Annotated in this window: 16 protein-coding genes and 1 pseudogene; 4 read left to right on the top strand and 13 right to left on the bottom strand. The window is 59.1% G+C overall.

Annotated features, from left to right (window positions below; translation table 11 throughout):
• The first annotated feature begins 1,806 nt into the window (after positions 1-1,806).
• From gmd to AB7245_RS07105, 4 genes are all read left to right on the top strand, one after another.
• Positions 1,807-2,892, top strand: coding sequence for a GDP-mannose 4,6-dehydratase (gene gmd, locus AB7245_RS07120; protein ID WP_439034069.1), 1,086 nt, complete (start codon positions 1,807-1,809; stop codon positions 2,890-2,892).
• Positions 2,873-3,850, top strand: a complete 978-nt coding sequence (fcl, locus tag AB7245_RS07115; protein ID WP_439034068.1) for a GDP-L-fucose synthase — start codon at positions 2,873-2,875, stop codon at positions 3,848-3,850. Before gmd ends, fcl begins: the two co-directional genes overlap by 20 nt.
• A gap of 170 nt (positions 3,851-4,020) precedes the next feature.
• Entirely contained in the window at positions 4,021-5,847 is a 1,827-nt protein-coding gene (glmS, locus tag AB7245_RS07110; RefSeq protein ID WP_231144106.1) for a glutamine--fructose-6-phosphate transaminase (isomerizing), read from the top strand.
• Between the two features lie 622 nt (positions 5,848-6,469).
• Positions 6,470-7,819: an MFS transporter gene (locus tag AB7245_RS07105; RefSeq protein WP_439034067.1), complete on the top strand. Its 1,350-nt coding sequence runs from the start codon at positions 6,470-6,472 to the stop codon at positions 7,817-7,819.
• Positions 7,820-8,418: 599 nt separating this feature from the next.
• Here AB7245_RS07105 and AB7245_RS07100 read toward each other — a convergent pair.
• The 13 genes and pseudogenes from AB7245_RS07100 to AB7245_RS07040 all read right to left on the bottom strand — a co-directional run bounded on the left by AB7245_RS07100 (position 8,419) and on the right by AB7245_RS07040 (position 24,002).
• The gene (locus AB7245_RS07100) at positions 8,419-9,285 is read right to left on the bottom strand and encodes an electron transfer flavoprotein subunit beta/FixA family protein (protein ID WP_231144104.1); all 867 of its coding nucleotides are present in this window, start codon (positions 9,283-9,285) and stop codon (positions 8,419-8,421) included.
• Between the two features lie 408 nt (positions 9,286-9,693).
• A complete protein-coding gene (gene nifA / locus AB7245_RS07095) occupies positions 9,694-11,448 on the bottom strand; it encodes a nif-specific transcriptional activator NifA (protein ID WP_439034066.1) in 1,755 nt (584 codons plus the stop codon).
• A gap of 256 nt (positions 11,449-11,704) precedes the next feature.
• Positions 11,705-12,471, bottom strand: a pseudogene (locus AB7245_RS07090) (SDR family NAD(P)-dependent oxidoreductase).
• A gap of 989 nt (positions 12,472-13,460) precedes the next feature.
• Entirely contained in the window at positions 13,461-14,435 is a 975-nt protein-coding gene (locus AB7245_RS07085; protein WP_439034065.1) for a nodulation protein NodZ, read from the bottom strand.
• A gap of 193 nt (positions 14,436-14,628) precedes the next feature.
• Entirely contained in the window at positions 14,629-16,641 is a 2,013-nt protein-coding gene (locus AB7245_RS07080) for a carbamoyltransferase family protein (protein ID WP_439034064.1), read from the bottom strand.
• A gap of 193 nt (positions 16,642-16,834) precedes the next feature.
• Positions 16,835-17,623: an ABC transporter permease gene (locus AB7245_RS07075; RefSeq protein WP_231144100.1), complete on the bottom strand. Its 789-nt coding sequence runs from the start codon at positions 17,621-17,623 to the stop codon at positions 16,835-16,837.
• Between the two features lie 3 nt (positions 17,624-17,626).
• Complete coding sequence (nodI, locus tag AB7245_RS07070; RefSeq protein ID WP_231144099.1) at positions 17,627-18,541, bottom strand: nodulation factor ABC transporter ATP-binding protein NodI; 915 nt, start codon at positions 18,539-18,541, stop codon at positions 17,627-17,629.
• 4 nt (positions 18,542-18,545) lie between these two features.
• Positions 18,546-20,258: a nodulation protein NodU gene (nodU, locus tag AB7245_RS07065; protein ID WP_439034063.1), complete on the bottom strand. Its 1,713-nt coding sequence runs from the start codon at positions 20,256-20,258 to the stop codon at positions 18,546-18,548.
• A gap of 12 nt (positions 20,259-20,270) precedes the next feature.
• Positions 20,271-20,900 carry a nodulation methyltransferase NodS gene (gene nodS, locus AB7245_RS07060; RefSeq protein ID WP_439034062.1) on the bottom strand — a complete coding sequence of 210 codons (630 nt, stop codon included), beginning with the start codon at positions 20,898-20,900 and terminating at the stop codon, positions 20,271-20,273.
• A gap of 26 nt (positions 20,901-20,926) precedes the next feature.
• Positions 20,927-22,285 (bottom strand): chitooligosaccharide synthase NodC, encoded by a 1,359-nt coding sequence (nodC, locus tag AB7245_RS07055; RefSeq protein ID WP_439034061.1) that lies wholly within the window; start codon positions 22,283-22,285, stop codon positions 20,927-20,929.
• A gap of 15 nt (positions 22,286-22,300) precedes the next feature.
• Positions 22,301-22,960: a chitooligosaccharide deacetylase NodB gene (gene nodB / locus AB7245_RS07050; RefSeq protein ID WP_439034060.1), complete on the bottom strand. Its 660-nt coding sequence runs from the start codon at positions 22,958-22,960 to the stop codon at positions 22,301-22,303.
• Positions 22,957-23,589 (bottom strand): NodA family N-acyltransferase, encoded by a 633-nt coding sequence (locus AB7245_RS07045; protein WP_231144094.1) that lies wholly within the window; start codon positions 23,587-23,589, stop codon positions 22,957-22,959. The genes nodB and AB7245_RS07045 overlap by 4 nt, the downstream gene beginning before the upstream one ends.
• The gene (locus AB7245_RS07040) at positions 23,586-24,002 is read right to left on the bottom strand and encodes a response regulator transcription factor (protein WP_439035710.1); all 417 of its coding nucleotides are present in this window, start codon (positions 24,000-24,002) and stop codon (positions 23,586-23,588) included. Before AB7245_RS07040 ends, AB7245_RS07045 begins: the two co-directional genes overlap by 4 nt.
• Positions 24,003-24,201: the final 199 nt, after the last annotated feature.

The following is a 24,201-nucleotide window of genomic DNA, read 5'->3' as shown; positions in this document are numbered from 1 at the left end:
TTCGGAATTCCTGTGGACAAAAGCGGACCAGGCCGATCGCGTGCGATGAGAGGTCTTCTGCCAAAGCGGCCGAGGATCGCGCTCTGTGCGAAGGACGCTGTCTCTGTTCTGTCCACGCAGATCGCCGAGCCGTATGAAGACACGATCGCCCACATGTAAGAAGGACCAATCCAGCTTTGGAGGCTTCGAAATACGTTTGCGGGCGCCGAGTGCCCAACGAGCCGCCGCGCAGTTGATGCGCTACCCCGGAGCGGTAATGTGAGAAGTCCCGATGGATCCAACAGGGTCCTGCTCGTCGATCACTGTGAGGGCCAATGCCGGGCCATTGTTGGCTTCAAGAATGGCGATCCTGGAACCGCGTATATGTGCGGCGAGCCTGTTGTGACGGGACCGCGCCACAAGCTGTCATCCTGGTGCGATTATCACTATGCCCGAATGCACGTCGTGCCATGGTCGGACGGACGCCGCGTCCTTGAAGGAAAGCAGACTAGATGACCAACAGTAATCCGAGACGACCGCGCGCAATTGTTGGGCATGGGTAACGGTCATCGCGCGAGCAAGAGAGCTACCGACAGGTCCGCGAGCCGGACCTGCTCGACATGCCAGCCTGACGGTTGCCCCGGGGCCGCACGCCCATCCAGGCAATGAGGCACAATCAAGACCTGACGAACGAGTATCGAGAAGCTCATGTGAGCGCCTCGGAAAGGAAATGATGTGGAAGTCTAGACCCGCGAGCGACTGAAGATTTGATCTCGGCACCTTGATTGAGCGCAACGCGACATTCGAACCCGATAAGCCGGCGATCCAGTTCGAGGGCGCGCCTCTAAGCTTACGCTGCTTTTGACGCATTCGAGCAGGCGGCGTGTGGCTAAAAGGCCCGGGTCGACTCCCTCCGCGAGTAGCTCATCCCAACTCTTTCTGCCGAGCGGCTGCAGATCAAGTGCGATAATTAAGGTAGAACGCAGTTGATTCAGTTCAGGCTGGTGCCCCCCGAAAGCTTGCTCAAGAACCGGGATTATGCCGCCGGTATTGATAACAGAAGGGACGCTCGGGATCAGCAAACCGCCAGTTTCAATGACACTGGCATGTGCTCAAGGCGGTTTGTTCGCGCGAGCAATGAACCGCCAGATTCTTTCCGAATTCGTGGTTAGGGGGCACCGAGCACAGTGCTCGTCGCGGTAATCTCCCTTGAGGTCCGGTATAGCAGGTGCACTGGCCTCAATCGTGCAGCGTTTTGCTGTGAACTCAAACAGCACAAAGCTAATATGCACGCCTTCACTTTTGCTTGCCCGACCAAAACATGATTGTCCAGAAATGGATCGATGATGATAAGGACTGCGCGACAGAGAACGAATTTCAAGGCTTTGTTTGCCGGGCTTGCTCGCAGTGCACTGGATGAACAGCAAGACTGGCAAACTCTTAGGCAAGGACAAGAAATGAGGAGAGACTGCCTGGCGCGAAGCGCGAGTTAAGCACGCAGAGACTGCGGAACGCTTCTCGGCCCGACGGGTCTGCTTATGTCCTATCCGCGCCGCATTTCCATTGGTCGCACCCAAGCAATAGAGAAACGCCTTAGCCTAGGACGAAGGCCGAACGAAATCCGCCGAATTGCAAACTTTCGTATAGTCCCTTAAAACCCTTTCGATGTGGAAGGTTTACCTCCGTACAGTTGAGCGATCGATGCAATGCCTCTACACGGTTCAGAATTCGGTGCTTCGAGAGCGTGACGCTTGCGCATTCGAAGAGGCCAGACGCGATTGATGGTCGTCGATCGCGGAACGACATTAGCCTGGGTAGAGAATCGATTTGTCAAACCAAGAGAGCAAACGGCGGGTCGCTCTAATCACCGGCGTGACCGGGCAGGACGGCGCGTATTTGGCCGAACATCTGCTCTCGCTCGGCTACGTCGTACACGGCATCAAGCGGCGCTCGTCCTCATTCAACACCGCGCGGGTCGATCATCTCTACCAGGACCCGCATGTCGGCAACGTGCCGTTCCTGATGCATTATGGCGACATGACCGATTCGACTAATCTGATCCGTCTGGTGCAGCAGATCCGGCCGACCGAAATCTACAATCTCGCCGCCCAAAGCCACGTCGCCGTCAGTTTCGAGAGCCCGGAATACACCGCGAATGCCGACGGCATCGGCGTGCTGCGGCTTCTGGAGGCGATCCGCATCCTCGGCATGGAGAAGGAGACGCGGTTCTACCAGGCCTCGACCTCCGAGCTCTATGGCCTGGTGCAGGAGATTCCGCAGAAGGAGACCACGCCGTTCTATCCGCGCTCGCCTTACGGCGTCGCCAAGCTCTACGGCTACTGGATCACGGTGAACTACCGCGAAGCCTACGGCATGTTCGCGGCCAACGGCATCTTGTTCAACCATGAGAGCCCGATCCGCGGCGAGACCTTCGTCACCCGAAAGATCACCCGCGGCGTCGCCCGCATCGAGGTCGGGCTGGAGCAGACGCTCTATCTCGGCAATCTGGCGGCCAAGCGCGACTGGGGCCATGCGAGGGATTATGTCGAGGGCATGCACATGATCCTACAGGCCGACAAGCCCGACGATTTCGTGCTCGCCACGGGCGAGACGCGCTCGGTGCGCGAGATGGTCGAATTGTCGTTCGCGCAAGTCGGCCGCCGCATCGAATGGTGCGGTGAGGCCGTCGAGGAGACCGGAATCGACGTCAAGAGCGGCAAGACCGTGGTGAAGATCGACCCGACCTATTTTCGCCCGACCGAGGTCGATCTCCTCGTCGGCGACGCCAGCAAGGCGCGCGCGGTGCTGGGCTGGAAGCCGAAGCGAAATTTTGCCGAGCTCGTCGCGGAGATGATGGCGAGCGATCTTGCCGAGGCCAAACGGGATGCGGCCGGTGGCAAACGCACCGTTTGAGCTGAAGGGTAGAAGCGTCTACGTCGCCGGCCATCGCGGCATGGTCGGAGCCGCGATTGCGCGCCGGCTGGCGCGGGAGGACGTGAGGCTCGTCACGGTGGACCGGCGCGAGGTCGATCTCTGCAACCAGGCCGCGGTGTTCGACTGGTTCGCGAAGGCGCGGCCGCAGGTGATCTTCCTCGCCGCAGCAAAAGTCGGCGGCATCGTCGCCAACAACACGCTGCGCGCCGAGTTCATCTACGACAACATCGCGATCGCCGCGAACGTGATCCACGCCGCGCATGTGAACCGCGCCGAGAAGCTGATGTTCCTCGGCTCGTCCTGCATCTATCCAAAGCTCGCACCGCAGCCCTTGCGCGAGGACAGCGTGCTGACCGGCCCGCTGGAGCCGACCAACGAGCCTTATGCGATTGCCAAGATCGCCGGCATCAAGATGGCGGAGGCCTATCGCAGCCAGTACGGCAGCGACTTCATCAGCGTGATGCCGACCAACCTCTACGGCCCCGGCGACAATTATCATCCCGAATACAGCCACGTGGTCGCCGCCCTGATCAGGCGCTTCCATGAGGCAAAGGTTTCGGGCGCAAGAAGCGTCGTGGTCTGGGGCACCGGCACGCCGCGGCGCGAGTTCCTCTATGTCGACGACATGGCCGATGCCTGCGTGCATCTGATGAAGACCTATTCGGGTGCGGAGCTGATCAACATCGGCACCGGCGAGGATATCACCATTGCCGAGTTTGCCCGCATCGTCGCCGAGGTCGTCGGCTACGTCGGCGAGATCACGTTCGACACTTCACGCCCCGACGGCACGCCGCGCAAGCTGCTCGACGTCAGCCGTCTCGCGAGCCTCGGCTGGCGCGCGAGGACATGGCTCGCACATGGAATGCGGAAGGCCTACCAGGCCTTCTTGGCGGCATCAGCTACACCGGACAAAAGGAGCGAATCATGCAGCTGCTAGCAGCTGACGGCGTTGATTGATCGGTTGCCAGAAAGTTGTTCGGCTCGCGCACCGCGGGGTGACGCGTGCCCGATGGAGGGCAGGCACGGCTAGACTGGCCGATAGCTAGAGCGAGTGACAGGCGCGCCTTGCGGCATGCTCTGTTTTGAACTTGAGGTAAACTGATTAGCATGTGCGGAATTGTCGGCATCTTGGGGCGCGGTCCGGTCGCGGATCGACTCATCGATTCACTTAAGCGACTTGAATATCGCGGCTACGACTCAGCAGGCATCGGAACGCTCAAAGGAAATCATATCGAGCTTCGGCGCGCCGAGGGCAAGCTGAGGAACCTTGAGACACGCGTTCGCTGCCATCCGCTCTCAGGCCATGTTGGGATCGGGCATACGCGCTGGGCTACTCATGGCAAGCCGACCGAGCACAATGCGCATCCGCATGCAACGGACAATGTTGCAGTCGTCCATAACGGCATTATCGAGAATTTCCGCGAGCTGCGCGCGGAGCTGAAACAGCATGGCGCCTGTTTCGCCTCTGAAACAGACACCGAGGTGGTGGCGCACCTCATCGACTCTTATCTGAAAAATGGCTGCTCGCCGCAGGACGCAGTAAAAGCGTCGCTGCCGCGGCTAGCGGGCGCGTTTGCGCTTGCAATCCTGTTTAAGGGTCAACACGACCTCATGATCGGCGCGCGCAAGGGCTCACCGCTCGCGATCGGCCATGGCGAAGGCGAAATGTATCTCGGATCGGATGCTATCGCGCTCTCGCCCCTTACCGATTTGATCACCTACCTTGAGGACGGCGATTGGGCTGTGCTCAACCGCAACTTCAGCGTGGTTTACGACGCGCAAGGCACAGTCGCCCGCCGCGAGGTGGTGAAATCTGGCGCCTCGTCGGTTCTCGTCGACAAAGCAAACTACCGCCACTTCATGGCAAAGGAAATCCACGAACAGCCAGAGGTGATCGGGCAGACACTGGCGCGTTACGTTGATATCGCGACCGAGAGCGTGGCACTGCAGCAGGAGCTTCCGTTCGATTTCAACGAGATCGGACATATCTCGATCACGGCCTGCGGTACGGCAGGCTATGCCGGCCATATCGCCAAATACTGGTTCGAGCAGCTGGCCCGTATTCCGGTCGAGCTCGATGTCGCCTCGGAATTTCGCTATCGTGAGGCACCGATGCGCAAGGGAGATCTTGCTATCTTCATCTCGCAGTCCGGCGAGACGGCCGATACGCTGGCCGCGCTCCGCTATGCCAAATCGCAAGGCCTGCATACGCTCTCGATCGTGAACGTTCTGAGTTCGACCATTGCGCGCGAAAGCGGGACAGTGTTGCAGACACTCGCCGGACCTGAAATCGGCGTTGCCTCAACCAAGGCGTTCACATGCCAGTTGGTCGTCCTGGCGGCGCTTGCGGTCGCTGCTGGCAAGGCGCGCGGTGAATTGTCGGAGAGCGACGACATCGATCTGGTGCGAGCGCTGATCGAAATTCCCCGGCTAGTTACAGCGGCGCTTGCCAGCGAGCCGCAGATCGAGAAGCTCGCACGCGACATCGCCAAATCGCGTGACGTACTATATCTTGGTCGCGGCACGTCGTTTCCACTGGCGCTGGAAGGGGCACTGAAGCTGAAGGAGATCTCCTATATTCACGCCGAGGGCTATGCGGCCGGAGAGCTCAAGCACGGCCCGATCGCCTTGGTCGACGAGAGCGTTCCCGTAATCGTCATTGCTCCTTCCGACCGGGTGTTCGAAAAGACCATCTCGAACATGCAGGAGGTCGCCGCACGCGGTGGCAAAATTATCTTGATAACGGACGCTCGGGGAGCCGCAGAGGCGTCCACGGAGTCACTCGCGACGATTGTGCTGCCGCAGATGGGTGCGACATTTACATCGATTGTCTATGCGATTCCGGTGCAGCTTCTGGCCTATCACACGGCCATCCTCATGGGCACGGACGTCGACCAACCGCGAAATCTCGCGAAATCGGTAACCGTCGAATAAGGTGACGCCACCTGGACTTGTCGTGAGTCAGATACCGAATGCGCGCAAGCCCCGGTCAAGATCTCGTCACGATGTGCCGCCCAGCTCCAGGCCCGATGCCACCGCATGGTTTGTGCCGGTTCATGGCCCTTGTTTACGGAGGCTGAGACTCATATGCAAAATCTGCGGCCAATCAGGTTGCGAGGCTGGCGTGGCGTTGCCTCCGCCAAGCAAGGAGTCACATATGACTTATCGCGGCATTCCGATTGCTTCGACCTGGCGAGCTGCTCTAGCGCGACCTATCTCACGAAGCTCTTCCTGCCGCGCGGCGTATTCCGCGCATCTCGTGCTCCCCTTTCATTCCAGGTCGGTGCGCTCGATGAGAAATTCCGCCACGCCGCAAGCAACAACACCGAGAATCACCCGAGGTTTCAGTAGATTGAGAGTCACTCCTGCCGCGCGAGCGGAATAAGGCCGGAAAATCCATGCGACATTGCGGCAATTGCCGAAAATAAGCCGGAAACGTCAGGCGCTTACGGGTTGGTCGATAGTGCCCTGACGGCAGATTCGCGGCCATGAACTTCAATCGGCTGGCGTGAGATTTTCTCCGGGACCGGCCATTTCAAACCGAGAGGAACCTTGCATGTCACCAGCGTCCATTGCGCACGGGTCAAATGTCAAATCGCGCATTGGCGCCATCTTACGTGCGACGAGCGGCAACTTCCTCGAGCAGTTCGACTTCTTCTTGTTCGGGTTCTACGCCAGTGCCATCGGAAATGCGTTCTTTCCATCAGGAAGTGAAACGGCTTCACTGCTTAACACCTTCGGTGTGTTCTGGCTCGGTGCCTTGATGCGACCTGTTGGCGCGATCGTGCTTGGAGCCTATATTGACCAGATTGGCCGTCGGCAAGGCCTGATCATCACGCTTTCGATCATGGCCATTGGCACCATCATCATCGCCTTTTGTCCCGGCTATGCGACGATCGGCATTGCCGCACCTGTGATCGTGCTGTTCGGACGGCTTTTGCAGGGCTTTTCTGCCGGCGTTGAGGTTGGCGGCGTTTCCGTCTACCTCTCCGAGATTGCCACTCCGGGTAACCGCGGTTTTTACACATCGTTTCAGTCCTCGAGCCAGCAGGTTGCGATCTTTGTCGCGGCTCTTATCGGATATTTTTTAAGCGAAGCACTCCCGGCCGAAATGGTTGCCGCCTGGGGTTGGCGGATCCCGTTCTTCCTTGGCTGCTTGATCGTTCCGCTTATCTTCTTCCTGCGCCGGACGCTGGAAGAAACTCCGGAGTTTCTGGTCATGAAGAACCACCCAACGGCCCGCGAGGTCTTCGCCTCCACAGTTGCGAACTGGCGCATTGTCATTCTCGGCATGATGATCGCGATGCTGACGACCACGACCTTCTATTTCGTCACGGTGTACACGCCGACGTTCGGCAAGCACGTATTGCAGCTGTCCTCGCAGAACACGCTCTTGGTGACGCTTTTGGTCGCCGTGACGAACTTCATCTGGAACCCAATTGGCGGCGCGATTTCCGACAAAATCGGCCGTAAGCCGGTCTTGCTGACGATTGCCGGCCTCGCCTTGGTGACCGTATATCCGGCGTTGTCTTGGCTTGTGACCGACCCAAGCTTTGGCAAGATGCTGGCAGTGGAGATGATGTTCTCGTTCTACTTTGGCACCTATAGCGGCGCCATGTTGGGCGCTCTGGTCGAAATCGTGCCGAAGCACGTTCGCACAACCTGCTTTTCTTTAGCCTTCGCACTCGCAGCAGCTCTCTTTGGCACGTTTACGCCGCTCGCATCGACTTGGCTGATCGAACGGACCAATGATAAGGCGTCCCCCGGTTTCTGGTTGATGTTTGCAGCTTTGCTCGGCATCATCGCCGCACTGACGATCTATCCAGGAAACACCAAGAGAGTTGCGAAGCCGTCGCGGCTCGATCGGTCTAACAGGGCCCTAACCGCGCAATTTCTCACGCATTAGCATGCGCGGCCACCGGGACGTTGACGGCCCAAGACTCAATTGAACTTGGTGCGTGAGGGTCCTTCGGATGATCTCACGGTGGCGCGCGGGCCACTCTGCCGGTCACGGTTCTTCCTATCGATCCGGGGCAGTATCGGGACGAGCTGGCGATGATGTTGACCGGGAATGGCTGAGCATGATCAGCTAACCTCGATTCCGTCCTGTGGTCGAACCTCGCGATGATAATGCCCGCACGTTGCAGGCACGTGAAATGCGGCGGATCTCGTGCGAGGGGATAGATCCCTCGCGCGAACTTCACGCGGTGAATTCAGCGGGCGCTCTGTCCGGCTGCCACACAAACTGAACGGGCACGACTTCAGGCTCCATGAATTCTCCAGCGAACTGGTGTCTCGCAAGTCGCCAAACCTTACGAGAGGTCTGGTATATTGATCCGATACCTGCCGCTCGGCGCTCAGATACGCAAGTTGAATGCTCACCCTTCTTATCGTATTTGGAGAGGAGCAGCCGACAACGCCGATGCGGCCTCGTGCGATCGAGCGACGGGCCAATGCAAGACCACGACCCGGGCCATCGCTGGCTCTGCTAGATCAGCCGCGACTTCACGCGCCGGTCGCTTGTGCGGATGAGGTACCGCGCGCGAGCTGTGCGAGTTCCGTTTCGAGCATAGGGTTGCGCTTGAACATGGCGTCGATCAGTGCTTGCGCCGGCTGCTCGACCGCCTCCACCCAGACCGCCTTCTCCGCTCGCGCGGAGGGCGCGAAAACACGTTTGACCACGGTCGGCGACCCCCTCAGACCGCATTTGGCCATGTCATCCACGCCAGCATTTTGGGCGCTCCATTTTACGATTGTGGCACGGGCGGCACGCAACGCATCTATCATTGCTCCGCGGCGAATTTGATTGGTTGCCTCTAACATGCTGACGAGACACGGCAGCTTGGAGCGCAACACCTGGACGCCGCCTTCGCAGCGCCGTTCCGCCTCGATTGTGCGTACTTTGAAGTCCAACGCTTTGATTGTGGAAACATAAGTAAGCTGCTGGACCCCGAGCCGCTTTGCAATGCCAGGTCCCACCTGCGCCGTATCGCCGTCGATAGTCTGCTTGCCAGTGAATATGATGTCGGGTGGGCCATATTCCCTCCCGATATTGCGAATCGCACATGCCAGCGCGTAACTCGTCGCCAGCGTATCGGAGCCCGCGAAGCTACGATCGGTGAGCAGGACAGCGCGATCGGCACCAAATGTCAGTGCCTTTCGGAGAGATTCTTCGGCCGACGGCGGCCCCATTGTCAGGGCGGTAATTTCGCCGCCGAACTTATCTCTTAGCTCGAGTGCAGCTTCCAGTGCGAAGAGATCATATGGGTTGATGATTGTCGGCACGCCCTGGCGCATGATTGTATTCGTAACGGGGTGCACCCGGATTTGTGCGGAATCGGGCACCTGTTTGATGCAGACGATGCTGTGCATAAGCTTCTCCTAAGATGTTGAGCAGGCTCCCCACGAATAGCAAGTGTCATACCACCCAGGCATTTCGCCGATGAGGAACGCATGCAATGACTGACGACAGACGGCGAGCCGATTGTCGCGACTGCGACGGGCTGCGCAGCGGGCGTGATCTCAAATTGGGACGGCCAGCAACGTAGCCGCAGCGATCACGAGCCGGTTCGACGCCACGCTATTTTTCAGGCGAATACGTTGTAAGCAGACGATGACACGACCGGCCGACGCGAAGAGGCCCCTGCGCTTCGCCGGCGGGTGAATCCGAGCCAAGGAAGGCAGCATCCGCATCATCCACCAGAGCTGGCAACCGCCTCTTGTCACGCACTCCTATTCCATCAGCCGAGGCACGGGAGAGAAGCGAGCCCGACGCTTTGTTCAGAAGCGCTTGATCTCGATACCGTGTCTTCTCAAGGCATAGCCAATCTGGCGCGGGGTAAGTCCGAGCAGGCGCGCCGCCTTCGCCTGTACCCACCCGGATCTTTCCATGGCCGCGATGACGCGCTCGCGATCGGTGACTTTCGCAGCACCCACTACGGGTCGCCCGGGCGGCCCTAGCGGTGTCAGCTCGCTACTGACCGGCTGAACGGGTGTCACAGCTTCTGTTGGCGGCATGCTTAGCCTCGCGGGCAGTGAGATTGTCGGGCTCGGCTGTCGCGCCATTTCCTCCGGTCCACACTTCCATAGCATGGCCGACAGGCATTGCCCGTGGCAGCACGCAAAATCATGTCTTGCGATCGACGATCCTTGCGCGAGCGTCGCGGTCCGCTGCACGCAGTTCTCGAGCTCGCGGACATTGCCGGGAAATCCGCAACTCATGAGGACCTCAATCGCACTTGGATCGAACACTAGAGCCCGGCCGTTCTCATTATTGAAGTTCTTCAAGAACCGAGCGGCGAGAAGCGGAATATCAGTGCGTCTTTCGCGCAGCGGCGGCAGTAGCAGAGGAACCACGCTGATGCGATAATAGAGATCGGCACGAAACTCCTTCCTTGCCACCGCCTCTTCAAGATTCTTATTCGTGGCCGCGATCACGCGGACGTCGACTTTGACCGTCTGATTGCCGCCCACGCGCTCGAATTCCTGCTCCTGAAGTACGCGCAGGAGCTTCGCCTGGAACGACGCCGAGATCTCTCCAATCTCATCCAGAAACAACGTTCCCTTGTCGGCGAGCTCGAAGCGCCCCTTGCGCGTGTTGAATGCGCCCGTAAACGCCCCCTTCTCGTGACCGAACAATTCTGATTCCAGCACCGTCTCGGTGAGGGCTGCGCAATTCAGCTTGATAAAGGGGCGTTTGGCGCGCGCTGAGCGCTCGTGAATCGCCTTCGCGACCAGCTCTTTGCCGGTACCCGATTCGCCACGCAACAGAACCGTGCTGTTCGATTTTGCGATCACCTCGATCTTCTCAAGTAGCGCGCGGAGCGCCGGGCTGTCGCCTATGATTCCGTCGACTTGAACCTTCTTGCGCTCCCGCCCATGAGGCTTGAGTTCGGAGAGCTGCTTCTGCAGGCGGAACTCCTCGTCCATAAGGCGCCCGCGATCGCGGACAAAAAGGCAATGCAGCTTCGCCGTCTGGCCCAGAAGGCTAGCGACCATCGTCAGCAGGCGGAGGTCGTCCTCGAGCTGCGCACGCGTCCCGTTGTCCGCTATGCGGTCGATGCTCAGCGTACCCATAACTTTTTCGTCCATGTCTATGGGAACGCCGATGAACGCAACACGCGTATTACCCGCGGCATCTAGCATCTCGACGTCCGAAGGACTGAAGGCCGAATGCAGCGCTACGTCTTCGACGATGAGCGGCCGCCCCGTCGTCACAATTTGATCAATTGCTCCTTGCGGCAAGCGCACCCCGCAGCGCGCATCGCGACCTTCGCTCCTGCCGTCGTCTACGATGATCTCCGGCCCGCCGTCATGATCGAACAGACATACGATGCCACGCCGCATCTGCACGAGCGATGGCAGACGCTCGATGACGCTCGCCAGCTTGGCTTCGAGCCGGCATAGGCCGGAGAGCGTGTGCGCTATTTCAAAGATCGTGTTTAGCGATTTCTCTTGCGATGGCACAATATAACCGGAAGGGACTACCTCGGAGGTTGAGTTTGGTTTTTCGCGCAAGGAAACGCTGTCCAGCATAACGACTTCTCCTTTCCTTTCTTGATCCTCCCCATCACCTTGATCGGACTAGTTGGGCGCGTGTTGCATGCCCCCCTCGATCTGACATCCAGTTCTCCGGGCGGGGCGTGAGATGACGCCTCTTCATGGCACGTCGACAGCACCTACAGTGACCAGATTTTCTGCTTTATTCTTTCCAACTCCCTGCGCGCCCCGGCCAACATGACTTCCATCGATGAAGCTCAGATTAGCCGGGGTTCGCCAGGGGCGGATTCACTCACAAGTGCTGTCCGCCATTGATCGGCACTTCGGCGCCAGTGACATAACTTGCCGCATCTGAACATAGGAAGAAAATGACCTTGGCGACCTCTTCGGGTGTACCCACCCGGCGAAGTGGGATCTTTGGCACAAAATGCGCTTCCGTGTCAGGCGACATAATGTCCGTCTTGATTTCGCCGAGCGCATCGCATTGACGCGAATGCCGTGTGAGGCCTAATCGTGCGCCATTTCGCGCGTAAGACAAGCGAGCGCAGCTTTCGAAGTTGCATATGCCGTGCCTGCAAATGGATGCACCATCGAGCCGGCGATCGAGGTCACATTGCCGATCGAGCCTGACGCCGCTTTTAGCTCATCGAATAGACCTTGAGCGAGCAGGATCGGCGCCACCAGATTGAGGTGGAACACGCTCATCCAGGTATCGACTGAGGTCGCCAGCGACGTCAGGCGGGTACCGTTCGGCGCTTTTGGTGGGTTTCCGGCATTGTTTATCGGTCCGTGCAGCGGTGCGCCGGCTAGGCACTCCTTGATCTCGGCAATCACGCGCGGCAGCGTCCGATGATCGCTCAGGTCGACTTCGATATAGCTGTCGTCCTCTGAGGCCCATGGGCAGCGCACCGCGTCGAATGGTTGGCGCGCGCAAGAAATGACGCGCCAACCAGCTTCCGAAAACAATTTTCCGGTGGCGCGACCGATACCGCGCGATGCCCCGGTCAAAACCAGCGTCTTCCGCGCACGCAGCGGGCGGCCCGTTCGATCAGCGTGAATTGGACCGCCAAGGTCCGTTTCCGACGATTGAGCTGCGGCCGCGTTGTCATCTGGTAGACCTAGACTCACACGCGCTCCCTTCCGCTCCCCTCGCCTGCCCACCTGGTGCAGGATCCGGGCCAGAACGATGCAGGTCACAATGGGCGCACTTTTGCGACCCAAATGGCAGGTTCCGAACATCTGGCCTGTTTGCTTTTCGACAGCAGCAACGCCGCAGCAATTGTCGTCGAGCTTCCGGGCGCGCCGCCCAATGCGTGCCGCTACGTCTTGGAGCCGAGAGGCTTGAGTGCTCCCAGGGCGAGCTGACTGCGTCGCACTCCACGGGTGGTCGGTGGCTCATTCGGGCTGGCGGAGATAGATCAGCCGCCTTTGGCGGAGATCAGGACCGATGGCCAGTTCGTCCAAGTTGCTCTTGACCGTTGGACGCGCGGGCGCACATGCGGCCTATCGATGGGCTGCCGGTCGTGCTGTTCATGAACTGTGACCGAAAGGATTTCTGCAACCGGCGCATGAATAAGGCTGTCGTCAAGATAACGAGCTGGCCGCAAAGGGATTGCCCAGCAAAGGCCATCCATCTACCGGACGCGCCTCCTTCCTGCTGGGACATTCTGACGTGATTATCTGCTACGTCAGATTTCCTCGGCAGCCCGGAACTCCATTGGCGTGCTCTTCACCGTCTGGCCAGCGATGGCGGTTTGGGCCGGATCATGACAGGACCATAACCCTTCCGCGCGACTCGACTTACACAGGACAGCCCGAAGCATTGGGGGCAAGGCCGCCGGCGCTCGCCGGCATTGGCCTACGTCTCGCGGACGTTCGCGCTCCTACCCGCACCGCATCCGTGCTAGTGCGCCGGTCAGCCGTCGCCTGCGGACGGACGTCACCATGCACCGTTTCTGCGAGAGGTTGCGAAACTCGATGATGTCCTAGCCAGCAGTGTCAGCCTGATGATCTAGCCGACCATTGCTCAGGCTCAGATTCGTGGCACTTCATGAAGCCGCAAAATGCTCGTATGGGTTATCGATCATGGTCAGATGCTCCGGATTGCTCAGATCGAATTCAATAATGCGTGGCACGAGCAGACGGGCATAGCGCGTGAAGGCGCTGGTGGGGGGAAAGCGGATCACGGTAGCGCATCGCGCAAGAAGATACATGTCGACGAGAGCGGAAACTCCACCTTCAATTCCCATTTCCGCACTATGCAACGGCCCTGCCCGATCGGCCTGGAAACGTTTCGGTACGGCGAAGACATCGGGAAACAAGCCCGATACCTGATCGAGCACCTGTGCACTATCCGTGCACAGGAAGACCTTGACAGGCTTTGGATATGGCAAAGCCTTGGCTTTACGGATTGCCATGCCCACCTGACGAAGGGCGAGCTCTGAATCGGCCCAGTACGGCGCATGCCCCATGATATCTTCGCCATTGCCGTGGCGAACATGAACGCCGATGACGCTATAACCGCTAAAGTGCTCCTCATATAACGCGTCGATCCGCGCTCGAATCTCAGACCTGAGCTTGATGTTCCGAAAGATCAGCCGTTCGGCTTCCTCGCTACAACGCCACATCAGGCAAGCGTCACAGACAATGGTGTTGGCTTCGTTATCTTCTCTTGCCTGGAACAGCTCGGTTAGTTCGTCACGTTCTCGGAAGATCTGCTCGTCCGGACGATTGATGCAGTCGATCGATGGCCTATTCCACCAGCGCGGAAAGAACGGTCCGGGAAACGAGAGCTGGTTGACCCGGTCATCGCAAATCACCGGCACTCCAGCGATGTCATCAACCGGTTCGAAGAACACCGGAAAGGCGTTGCTGAACGGTTGGCCGACGTAACAGGAACCGCGCCAGTCAATGACGAGCGTCCGTCCGGTCCGCTGCGCGTACGACCAGGCTGACGCCAGCGACCAGAGGCAATCACCAAAGCCGGTACGCCTCCGAGAAATAACAAAGCGTTCCTTCGTCAAGTTGTCAAACCCTTCTCGTTGCGCAAGATCAGTCTTGTGTGGCGCACCTACTCACCTGCGATTCCGATCCTTTCAATGGACCGGTGGTGATCCGGACGCGAGGCGATCAACCCGCAAGCCCATCCTCCACGGCACCGCGATTGGCAGGTCAGCAAGAGGCGTCCACGGAGTCCTCTTCCACATTGCCCACCTTTTACGACAGCGCAGTCTGTGACGGACGCAGCCGAATACGGCGCTGATCCCAGAGCCCGCGCAGTTCGTTCACGAGAGCTTCTCGCCTCGTCCCGTCAGAGGTGACCCCGGCGAGAAGATCGCCAACAACAGCTTCCTTCTCAATTTGCATCAGCATGTCGAACAGGTCATGCGAGACGCGCACGCTGTCATGGCTGGAGTGACCCATGCGGATCTCGCAGACTGTCTCCTGGCGTTCTCGGCCCGCATGAGCGCGAACCCGGTAAAGAGATACATGGGGTGGCAGTGATACAGCGAGTGCGGTCCAGCTCTCGAGCGTTGTTGCCCGCTTCTTGACGAGGAATGACCCGACCACAAGGCCATCCAGCTCGGTCGACAAAAACGCCGTAATCGCATCGGCAACGGAATCTACGATCGGTTCGGCATTGTTGTTGAATGACGTGTTTAGCAGAATCGGTACGCCTGTCCGGCTCTTGAACGCATGGATGAGTTCCCAATAGGCGGCATTGCTCGTTCGGGAAACCGTTTGCAGCCGGGCCGTACCATCGATATGCGTGATCGCGCCCAGCAAAGCACGCTTGGATTCGCGCACGCGAACGACGAAATTCATGAAGGGATATTCTGCGCGTCCATCCGGCAACTCAAAGAACGCGCCCGCATCCTCCTCCAGGACCGATGGTGCAAACGGTCGATAACTCTCGCGCTTCTTGACCATCGCGTTGATCCGGTCCTTGTTTGCCGCGGGTCTCGGGTCCGCAAGAATACTGCGGTTGCCGAGCGCACGAGGGCCGAACTCGGAGCGGCCCTGTACCCACCCGATCACGGCGCCGTCAGCGATCCACTCGGCTGCTCTGGCTGCGACGTCAGCGGTTCGTTCAATTTCGAGGTGTCCGGCCCATCCCTTCAGTTCCTGTTCGATGCTGTCGTCGCCGCCGACATCGGGCCCCCAATAAACCGCCTGCAGTCGCTCGCGCGGCGCCGGCTGCCCGGCCTCGTTCGACACCATCAGTGCCGCGCCCAATGCGCATCCGGCATCATGCGCAGCGGGCTGCACGAAGATATCTTCGAACAGGCCCGAATAGAGGAGTTTTCCGTTCAGAGTGCAGTTGTGGGCCACCCCGCCGGCCAGGCACAACCGCTTCATTCCGGTCGACTCACGGTAATGCCGAAGAATGTGAAACACGATCCGCTCCAGCGCCTCCTGCAACGATGCGCTCACATCGCGATGCTGTTGCGTGAACGGCATTCCCTTTCGCCGGACCTCGATATTGCGCAGCAATGCAGGGCCGATACGGTCGAGGTGAACGCGGTATCCACCGTTTTCGGAGAGCTCATAGAATTGCGCAAAGAGCTCACGATAGCGAGCGGGATCTCCGTAAGGAGCCAGTCCCATAACCTTATACTCGTCGAACAGGCCGTAGCCGAGATATCGGATCGTCTCCAGATAGAACAGTCCGAGAGAGTTATTTTCTGGAAACGTCGCAAGCTCGGTCATTTGGGTGCCCGACCCGACCGCCAAGAGACCCGACAGGAAGTCGCCACAACCGTCGATCGCGAGAACCAGGCTTTCTTCAAAACCCGACATCGCCAGAGCGCTCACGGCATGCGCCTGATGGTGGCCTACGAATGACACCCGCGAGGGATCAATTTCGGTGCCGAACTCCGCCGCTAGAAGGTGCCGTAATAGCAGATTGGCATTTAGCGGAATTGAGATCTCAGGTTGTGAGATGAACAGCCGTTCGAGCATCGCGTTGCAATAGGCTTCGGTGGCGTAGAACGCAATGCGATCGACGTCGCGCAGCTCCACACCCGCGGCTGCAAGACAGTATTCAATCGCACTGCTCGGGAGCTTGTTCGAGTGTTTGATCCGGTTGAGACGCTCCTCTTCGACGGCAGCGATGACGCGCCCGTCCTTGACAAGTACTGCGGCGCCGTCGTGCAGAAACGTGTTCGGTAGTTCAAGCGGGTTTTCATAGACCCTGTCGAGTCCGCCACTCAATCCTAGACACAGCATCTTGTTCTCCGTTCATACTGAAGGCCTGTTGGCCTATTTCGTATCGCTTGCCTTGCGAGTAGACCGCACATCGCCACGGCGCAGATCAGGCATAGCTATCGTAACGAGGCTCACATAAGCGTCGCACGCAAATCGCGTTACGCCCGATATCTGATCTCGCACACGCGATGCTTCGCTTGAGGTCTTGTTCCTCTCACCGCATCAGCCGTTGCCGAAGCAGCGCGGCCGAGACGAGGAAGGGAAACGCTGCGTAAATGCAAAGTGCGCCCACATGCAAGCCGACGCTGTCGACCGGCCGACCCAGCATTACCGGACGAATGAGATCGACCGAATGAGCGAGCGGCAAGAAGGCGGCTATGCGTTGAAATGGCCCTGGCAACTGGCTCATTGGGAAGATCGTCCCGCTCAAATACATCATGGGCGTGAGAATGAGTGACTGGTAGAAGATGAAATAGTCGTGGCTCGGTGCAAGTGCTGAAACGACCATTGCGAGGCTCGCGAACGTAACGCCAGTGAGGGCGATGGCTGGTAACGCATAGGGGATGGATGACCACTCCGCATAACCCAGTGCAACGGCAACAATCGTAATCGCCGTCCCGGCGAGCAAGGCCTTGCTCGCTGCCCATGCCACTTCACCGAGAACAATGTCGCCGAGCGTAAGTGGCGTACAGAGTACTGCCTCCCACGTGCAACCTGTCTGCATGCGAGCGTAAGCTGCATAGATCGTTTCGAAGGTTGCGGAGACCATCGCGCTTGTGGCCACCATGCCTGCCGCCAGAAACGAGATGTATGAGGTCCCCTCAACGCCACCTATGATCATTCCAAGGCCAAAACCGAGACCGAACAGAGAGCTCATCGGCTCGGCCAGATTCCCAAGAATCGATGCCAGAGCGACTTTCCGCCAGACTAGAAAATTTCGGCGCCATACCGCGATCCAGTTCCATGGATTAGCAGGGAGCGCCGGCGCAAAACGTTGCCACATCGTTCAGTCCTTCATCTCTCGCCCGGTTAGCCGCAAGAAGACATCCTCCAGATTTGGAGGACGCTGCAGAAGGCGGAGATCCGTGCGGTTAGCGAGCCGCAGGCGCACTTGCTCTGGATCCGTGACATAGCAGAACAGCGTCTCCCCGCTCACCTCAGCGCGCTGCACCTGGGGTTTGACCAGCGGCAGCAGTTCATGCGGATTACCACCGTAAATCTCGATCACTTGGCAGCCGATCTGCTCCTCGATCAGCGCGTGAGGCCGGCCTTCGGCGATCTTACGGCCGTGCTCAAGAACGCACAGGCGGTCGCACAATCGCTCCGCCTCTTCCATGAAATGGGTGGTGAGAAGAATCGTTTTGCCGCGCCCTAATAGCGAGCGCAAGCGTTCCCAAATCAGGTGACGGCCGTGCGGATCGAGGCCGGTCGTCGGCTCATCAAGCACCAAGAGCTGCGGGTCGTTAATGAGGGCACGAGCCAGCGTCAGGCGCCGCTTCATGCCACCGGACAGTTCCGCGACGCGGGCATCCGCCTTGTTCTCCAGGCGAGCGAATTCGAGCAGTGACGGCGTGACCGCTTTGACCTCGGTCGCGTTCATGGCGAAGTAGCGTCCGAAAACGAGCAAGTTTTCGCGCACCGTGAGCTGAAGATCAAGGTTGTCGAATTGTGGGACAACCCCGATGCCCCTGCGTGCCAAGCGCGCACGTGCCGGCACCGGCTCGCCAAGCACTCGGATCTTACCCGCGTCGGGCGATGCAACACCCAGGATCAAACGCGCAAGCGTACTTTTACCCGCGCCGTTTGGTCCCAGGAGACCGAAGCACTCTCCCGGCGAGACCGTAAACGAAAGAGCGTCCACGACGACCCTGTCGGTGTAGGACTTGCTTACCTCGAATAGGTCGACTGCCGCGGTTGACATTTGCTTACGCCATCGCGACGGATGTTGTTCGCGCCGCTTCCCCGCTCGCGCGCTGTTTTGTCCAAAGCAGGCCGTCACACCAGACGTGATCGACGCGTCCCCACTGGCACGCGGCGGCAGCATCCGGGAAGAAGCCGCGTCCATGCAGATTGGCGCTGGTATTGCAAAGCAGCGGAATGGCTGTGAGCTTCTCGTACTCGACGAGAAGTTCGGCCACTTTATGCTGAGAGGTTCTGGAAACCGTCTGTAGGCGAGCAGATCCATCGAGATGCACGACGGCGGGAATTTTGTCCCGCCATTCGGGTCGCGTCTGGTGATCGAACAGCATGTACGGATCGGGTATTCCAGGGCTAAAAATCTCCGCCGCGCGATCCTCCAGGCATATCGGCGCTACCGGCCTGAAATGCTCGCGAAGTTTGATGTCGTTGAGATGATCTTTCATTCCTTCCCAGCTCGCAGCCGCGAGAATGCTTCTGCCACCCAAGGCTCGTGGTCCGAGCTCGGCACGCCCTGCAAGGAAGACCACGGGCTTGTCGCTCGCGAGGATTGCCGCAAGTTCGCCCATAGTGCAGGGCGCGCACTCCCATTCGGGCGGGACTTCGCTCGGACGAACGGCCGGACCACTGTAGACCGACCATTCGAGAGCTTTAAAGCCTTGCTGTGCCGCCAGTGCAGAGCAAGCAGCACCTATGGCTGAGCCGCTGTCGTTCGGAAAGGGCGGCACCCACACAACATCGAACAGGCCGGTCGCACGAAATGCGCTATTCCACTTAATATTCAGGCCACAGCCGCCGGCTATACAGAGGTTACGCACCCCCGCAAGACCCGAATGCCGCTGCACAACGTCAGCAATTGTGCGAACCAGCAGACGCTCTAGAAAAACGTGAAATGACGCAAGGATGTCTTCGGCTTGCTTGGCCTTCAATCGCAGTGCGCACGCATCGAAGAAGTCGTGCAGAGCTTCGAGTGGCGATTGTGAGCTATTGATATCTTCAAGCTCAGGACAAGCGCCGTCAGCATCCGCGGCAAAGTGCGCCTCGTAAAGTTCCTGAAACGTCTTAATAATGTCCTCGTCGGGCGATCCCAGCGCGATATAAGCCATCAGCTTGCCGGCAATACCGAGATCCCAGCTGGTCCGGTCTGCCCGCCTGTAAGGTCCAAAGTGATGTCCTGCCGTCGCATAGGCGTGACCTATCATCGGAAACAGGCACTCGATGAATCGGATGCCGTGGGGCTCTACATAGTAGAGGCGTGGAAACATGCAGCCGTCCCACACCAAGCAGAAAGCAGATTGTGCGGATTGGGCAAACGAGCTGGCGCAGTACGCGGACGCTATGTGCCCGGTGACATGGGGATAGCTTTGATAGGGATATAGCTTGCCAGCAAGCATGAGGCCGATGCGATCGCGGGACGTCAGGGGGCTGTCGCCTTGCCGTTCGACATACGGCGCGCCCTTGAGCTTGATGGTCGTCGTCCCACTAAGGACCTCAAACTGCGATTCGAACTCTCCATCCCAGCCATCAATGACGAACTGATCAACATCGCTCGGATCCAGCCCGTGCTCCGCCAAGGCGTTAACGACGGCATCCAGGTTGTCTATGGTTTGATAACGCGGATTGTTGTTCAGCTTCTCCTGTTCGACACAAAACACCACCCGGCCGTCCTCGATCAGAGCGACTGCCCCGTCATGCGTCAGCTTGATACCGCAGATACGCATAGTGACTCCCTTTCAAGCTCGCCCGTTGGGGCGGATCGAAGATCGCTCCGGATTGCGAAAGCGGGCCAACAAGCAGTCTTCGTCAGCCGACTGCCCCTGGCACTGCACGCGCTCGATCTCAGTGAGCGCTTCAGTCAAAATCGTGATGACCGTCTCGGCGCCAGCGACATGCCCCCATCGCCTGCAGGTGGCATCACGTGCAGATCCGAAGACCAGATGCCCACCTGGAGCAAGCATCTTCACCATGTTGTCGATTGCGGTACGCATCCGTGTTAGGTCCTCGAGATAGTAGAGAACTTCGGCGACCACGATCAGATCGAACAGCTCCGCGGTCGAGAACTGCAAAATGTCAGTCGCGGCCCAGCTGATATGCGACCACCTCTTGGTCCGCTGGCACGCGCGACCGATCGCTCGCGGCATAACATCGATGACCGTGAGCCGTTTGCAGTGAGGAGCAAGCTTCTCTGTGAATGCACCGGCCGCGCACCCGATCTCAAGACCGTTTGACACAGCACCGCTCAACAGCGATAGCCGCAGCAATTGGGTGTGACGCTCACGTTCAAACGGATTGTCGTCAAGCCGCCACGGGTCGTCGTTAGCCAGCTCACGTTCCAGCGATTGATATGTGTTATCTACGCTCACGAGTTGATTCCCCCTACAAAAACTGCTCAGTCAGTCTCGGCCGCAATGCCATCCGACGCGATCAGCCGCGAGGAGGCGCGCGAAAGGCCTGCCCTGCGAATTGGGCCAGGCGTTTCCGATGCCGGGTTAAGGCTTGGCCCAGTTGTCGCGCCTTCGACGGAGGGCTTCGAATCATCAACGTCTGATGATTTCGCTATTGTGCGCGAGAGCCAATCGCTGTTGCTCAAGGTACAGAGCGCATAGACTTTCATCGGGAGCAGGAGGAAAATGTTGATCGGGGTGTGCAGCGAGAAGCCGAGAAATCGAAGCTCGCCGGCACGAAGGGCCGCTACGCTGCATCGAATCATGGTCATCGCGACGATGGTCAGACCGGTCCACCACGGCACGCTGTCCGTGAGCGCGAGCTGTGCGAGCGCGGCAATCGATGAGATGGCGAGCAGCAGCGGCCCGAGGTTCTGTCCGAGCACATCGAGCGTGAGGTACCGATCGAGGCCGGGCAGCAGGTGCAAACCGAGCAGCGTGTCACGGTAGGTGCTCCGCGCCCAGCGGAGCTGTTGGCGCAGATAGGGCAAGAGCCTATCCGGGACCACCGTTGCGGCGATGGCGTCAGGAACGTACTCGGTTCGAAACCCTGCCTTGAGCATGAGGATCGTCAGATGACGGTCCTCACCGAAGTCGCTCGGCTTTCCCCGGAAGAACTGCGTCTCGTACTGGTCGAGCAGCAACATGAGCGCGGAGCGGCGGTACATGGCGCAGGGCCCGCAGCAGCACATGACGGCACCAAAGCGCGTCTGGGCTGCGCGCTCCTCGTTGCAAGCCAACCAGTACTCCATGTCGATCAATCGGGTCAGCCAGCTGTCGTTCCGGTTGCTGGCCGTCAATTGGCCCATGGTCGCGCCGACGGCTGGATCCTGCATCTTGCATACCAGCTTGCTGACCACGTCGGGGGCGATTTCCGTGTCGGAATCGACATTGAGCACGAGATCGCCGAATGACCGGCGTATCGCGGCGATCTGTGCCTTGCGTTTTCCCACGTTGCTTGGCAGCAGAATGACACTGAACCTCGGGTCATATGCGTAGCTCGCGTGAACGGCTGCCACTGCACCGACATTTGCAGAGCCGTCATCGACCACATAGACCTGTAATCGCCCCGGGTAGTCCTGGCTCGCGATCGACTTCAGGCAGGCCGCCAGCGTGCGCGGGTCCTCGTTGAAGCAGGGCACGATGACATCCACGCTAGGCAGAGCACCGGTGTCGACCGCGTCGTATCTCGGCAGTGAAGTGTCGCTTCGCAGCGCATAAAGCGCCTGCGCGCTCTTATGGACGCTGGAGAGCAACGCGTAGGAGGCAACAGCAGCTGTGCTGATGGTGGCAAGCAGGCTCATGGGAATCGATCTATTTCAGTGAGGTTGAGGAAGCGACCGGATGGCAAATCCATGGTCATGCAGTGCTGGAATGAGCTGGGCGAGCGCCGTCACAGTCTGGTCGCGCCGACCAGCATGAGGGCAGCGTGCCAACTCGTCGGGTGGGCATCCGTCGTGTAGGAGGACGATTGCCCCCGGCCGGACCGAGGCCAGCACCGCGGCAACAATCGCCTCGCTGCCAGGACGAGACCAGTCTTGCGGGTCGACTGACCAGTGCAGCGGTGCCAGTTCGGCCTTCGCCGATGCGGCGAGGGCCTCCTTGGTCCATATCCCATACGGCGCACGCATGTGCCGCACGGAGGCTCCGGGGCAGGCCATTCCGATGACCTTGTTCGTCGTGAGGATCTCGTATTCCACCTCATCCGGCATGCACTTGGACAAGTCCGGGTGCGTCATTGTGTGGTTTGCGATCTCGTGCCCTTCTGCAACGATCCGCTGAATCAGCTGCGGCTGGCCCGCTGCATATGCACCGATCACGCAGAAGGTGGCGGGCGTCCGATGCTGCGCCAGCACATCCAGGATAGCCGGCGTGCAAAGCGGGTTGGGACCATCATCAAAGCTCAGATAGACGCAGGGCTCTCCACCGGCCTCGGCGTAGTCGCTCCGCGCTTCAGTCGCTTGGTTTGTGGACGTCACAGTTCTGGCCCGTTCCGTTCGATCATTTCACCGGCCGGCCATTCACTCATTGGCCTCGCAATCGGCAGAACGAGGACGACCACATCCTCCACACGCGTCGGAGGCACAGTGAGACAGATATCGGGGCGAGCGGACCGGACGCGAAATCCTGGCAGAACGGTCGCCAATCCCTGTCGCCCGAGCAGCCTGGTAATATGTTTCTGCAGGGCGGATCGGACTGTGCCAAAGCCGAATGGTACGCCAAGATCTCGTAATACGGGGTACATCACGCGGATGGAGTGGGTGATGCCGAGCCCCTCCAGATCCGGGCGTACCCCGTACAATCCGAGTTCAGCCACGAGCAGATCGATCTCACCGACTTTTATGAATCGGCGCAGTGCCGCGATGTGGATCGCGACGCCACGATCATCGTAGCCGATTGCCCGAATCTCGGGCCTTGCGCCGGCCCAGCTTCGATGACCTTCAAAGGGCTTTGCATTGAATTCCCCAGTCGGACCATAGGTTTTTCGGAAGAAGTCCGACAATTCAATATGGTCGGCAAGTTCAAGCTCATTCTCCCAGCACAGCCTCCAACGAACTGGAGGGCGCGCCGAAACACCTCGTGTGGATACGGGCGCGCTCATGTTCATAGAGAGTAATTCCTGTTCGTTATCTGGCTCCTGACGCAGGCCAGCAGTTCGCTACGTTCGAAAGGCTTGCTCAAGAACTGGAGTCCAGCTTGCAGGGCTCGCCTTAGATCGCCCTCGGAGTGGCTTGTGAGCAGAACGGTGGGAATCGCGCCTCCGGATGCGACCAGATGATGGAAAAGCTCAAGGCCACTCATCACGCTAGACTGCATGTCCGCGATCAAGCACGACGTGATCAAACGGCGGCCTGATTTCAAGAACGCGTCTGCGCTCTCGAATGGTTCGGGCAAGTAACCCGCGGAAAACACCACATCGGTGAGAGCCTCACGCACTGACTGATCTGCATTCACAATCGCGACCACATCGAGCGTGTGCGCAACTCGCATCAGATTCGCCAAGGACGACTTCGCTTGCATGATCCGCACGATTTCACTCCAACAAGCACGCAATCCAATCGGATGCGGCCACGACACATTCAGCACCCGCAACCGGTGGGGTCCGACTGGAGGGAAATCTACGGCCAAGTTGAGCGTTCGCTCAATTCTACGGCGGTACACGGCGGATATAGAATGGGTTGGCAAAGCCAAACGAAGGTTTGCTCGTCGTATACGCCAA

This window comes from Bradyrhizobium sp. 604_D8_N2_3 (assembly GCF_051810765.1).
Lineage (GTDB): Bacteria > Pseudomonadota > Alphaproteobacteria > Rhizobiales > Xanthobacteraceae > Bradyrhizobium > Bradyrhizobium barranii.
This window is presented reverse-complemented; position numbering and strand designations above follow the sequence as displayed.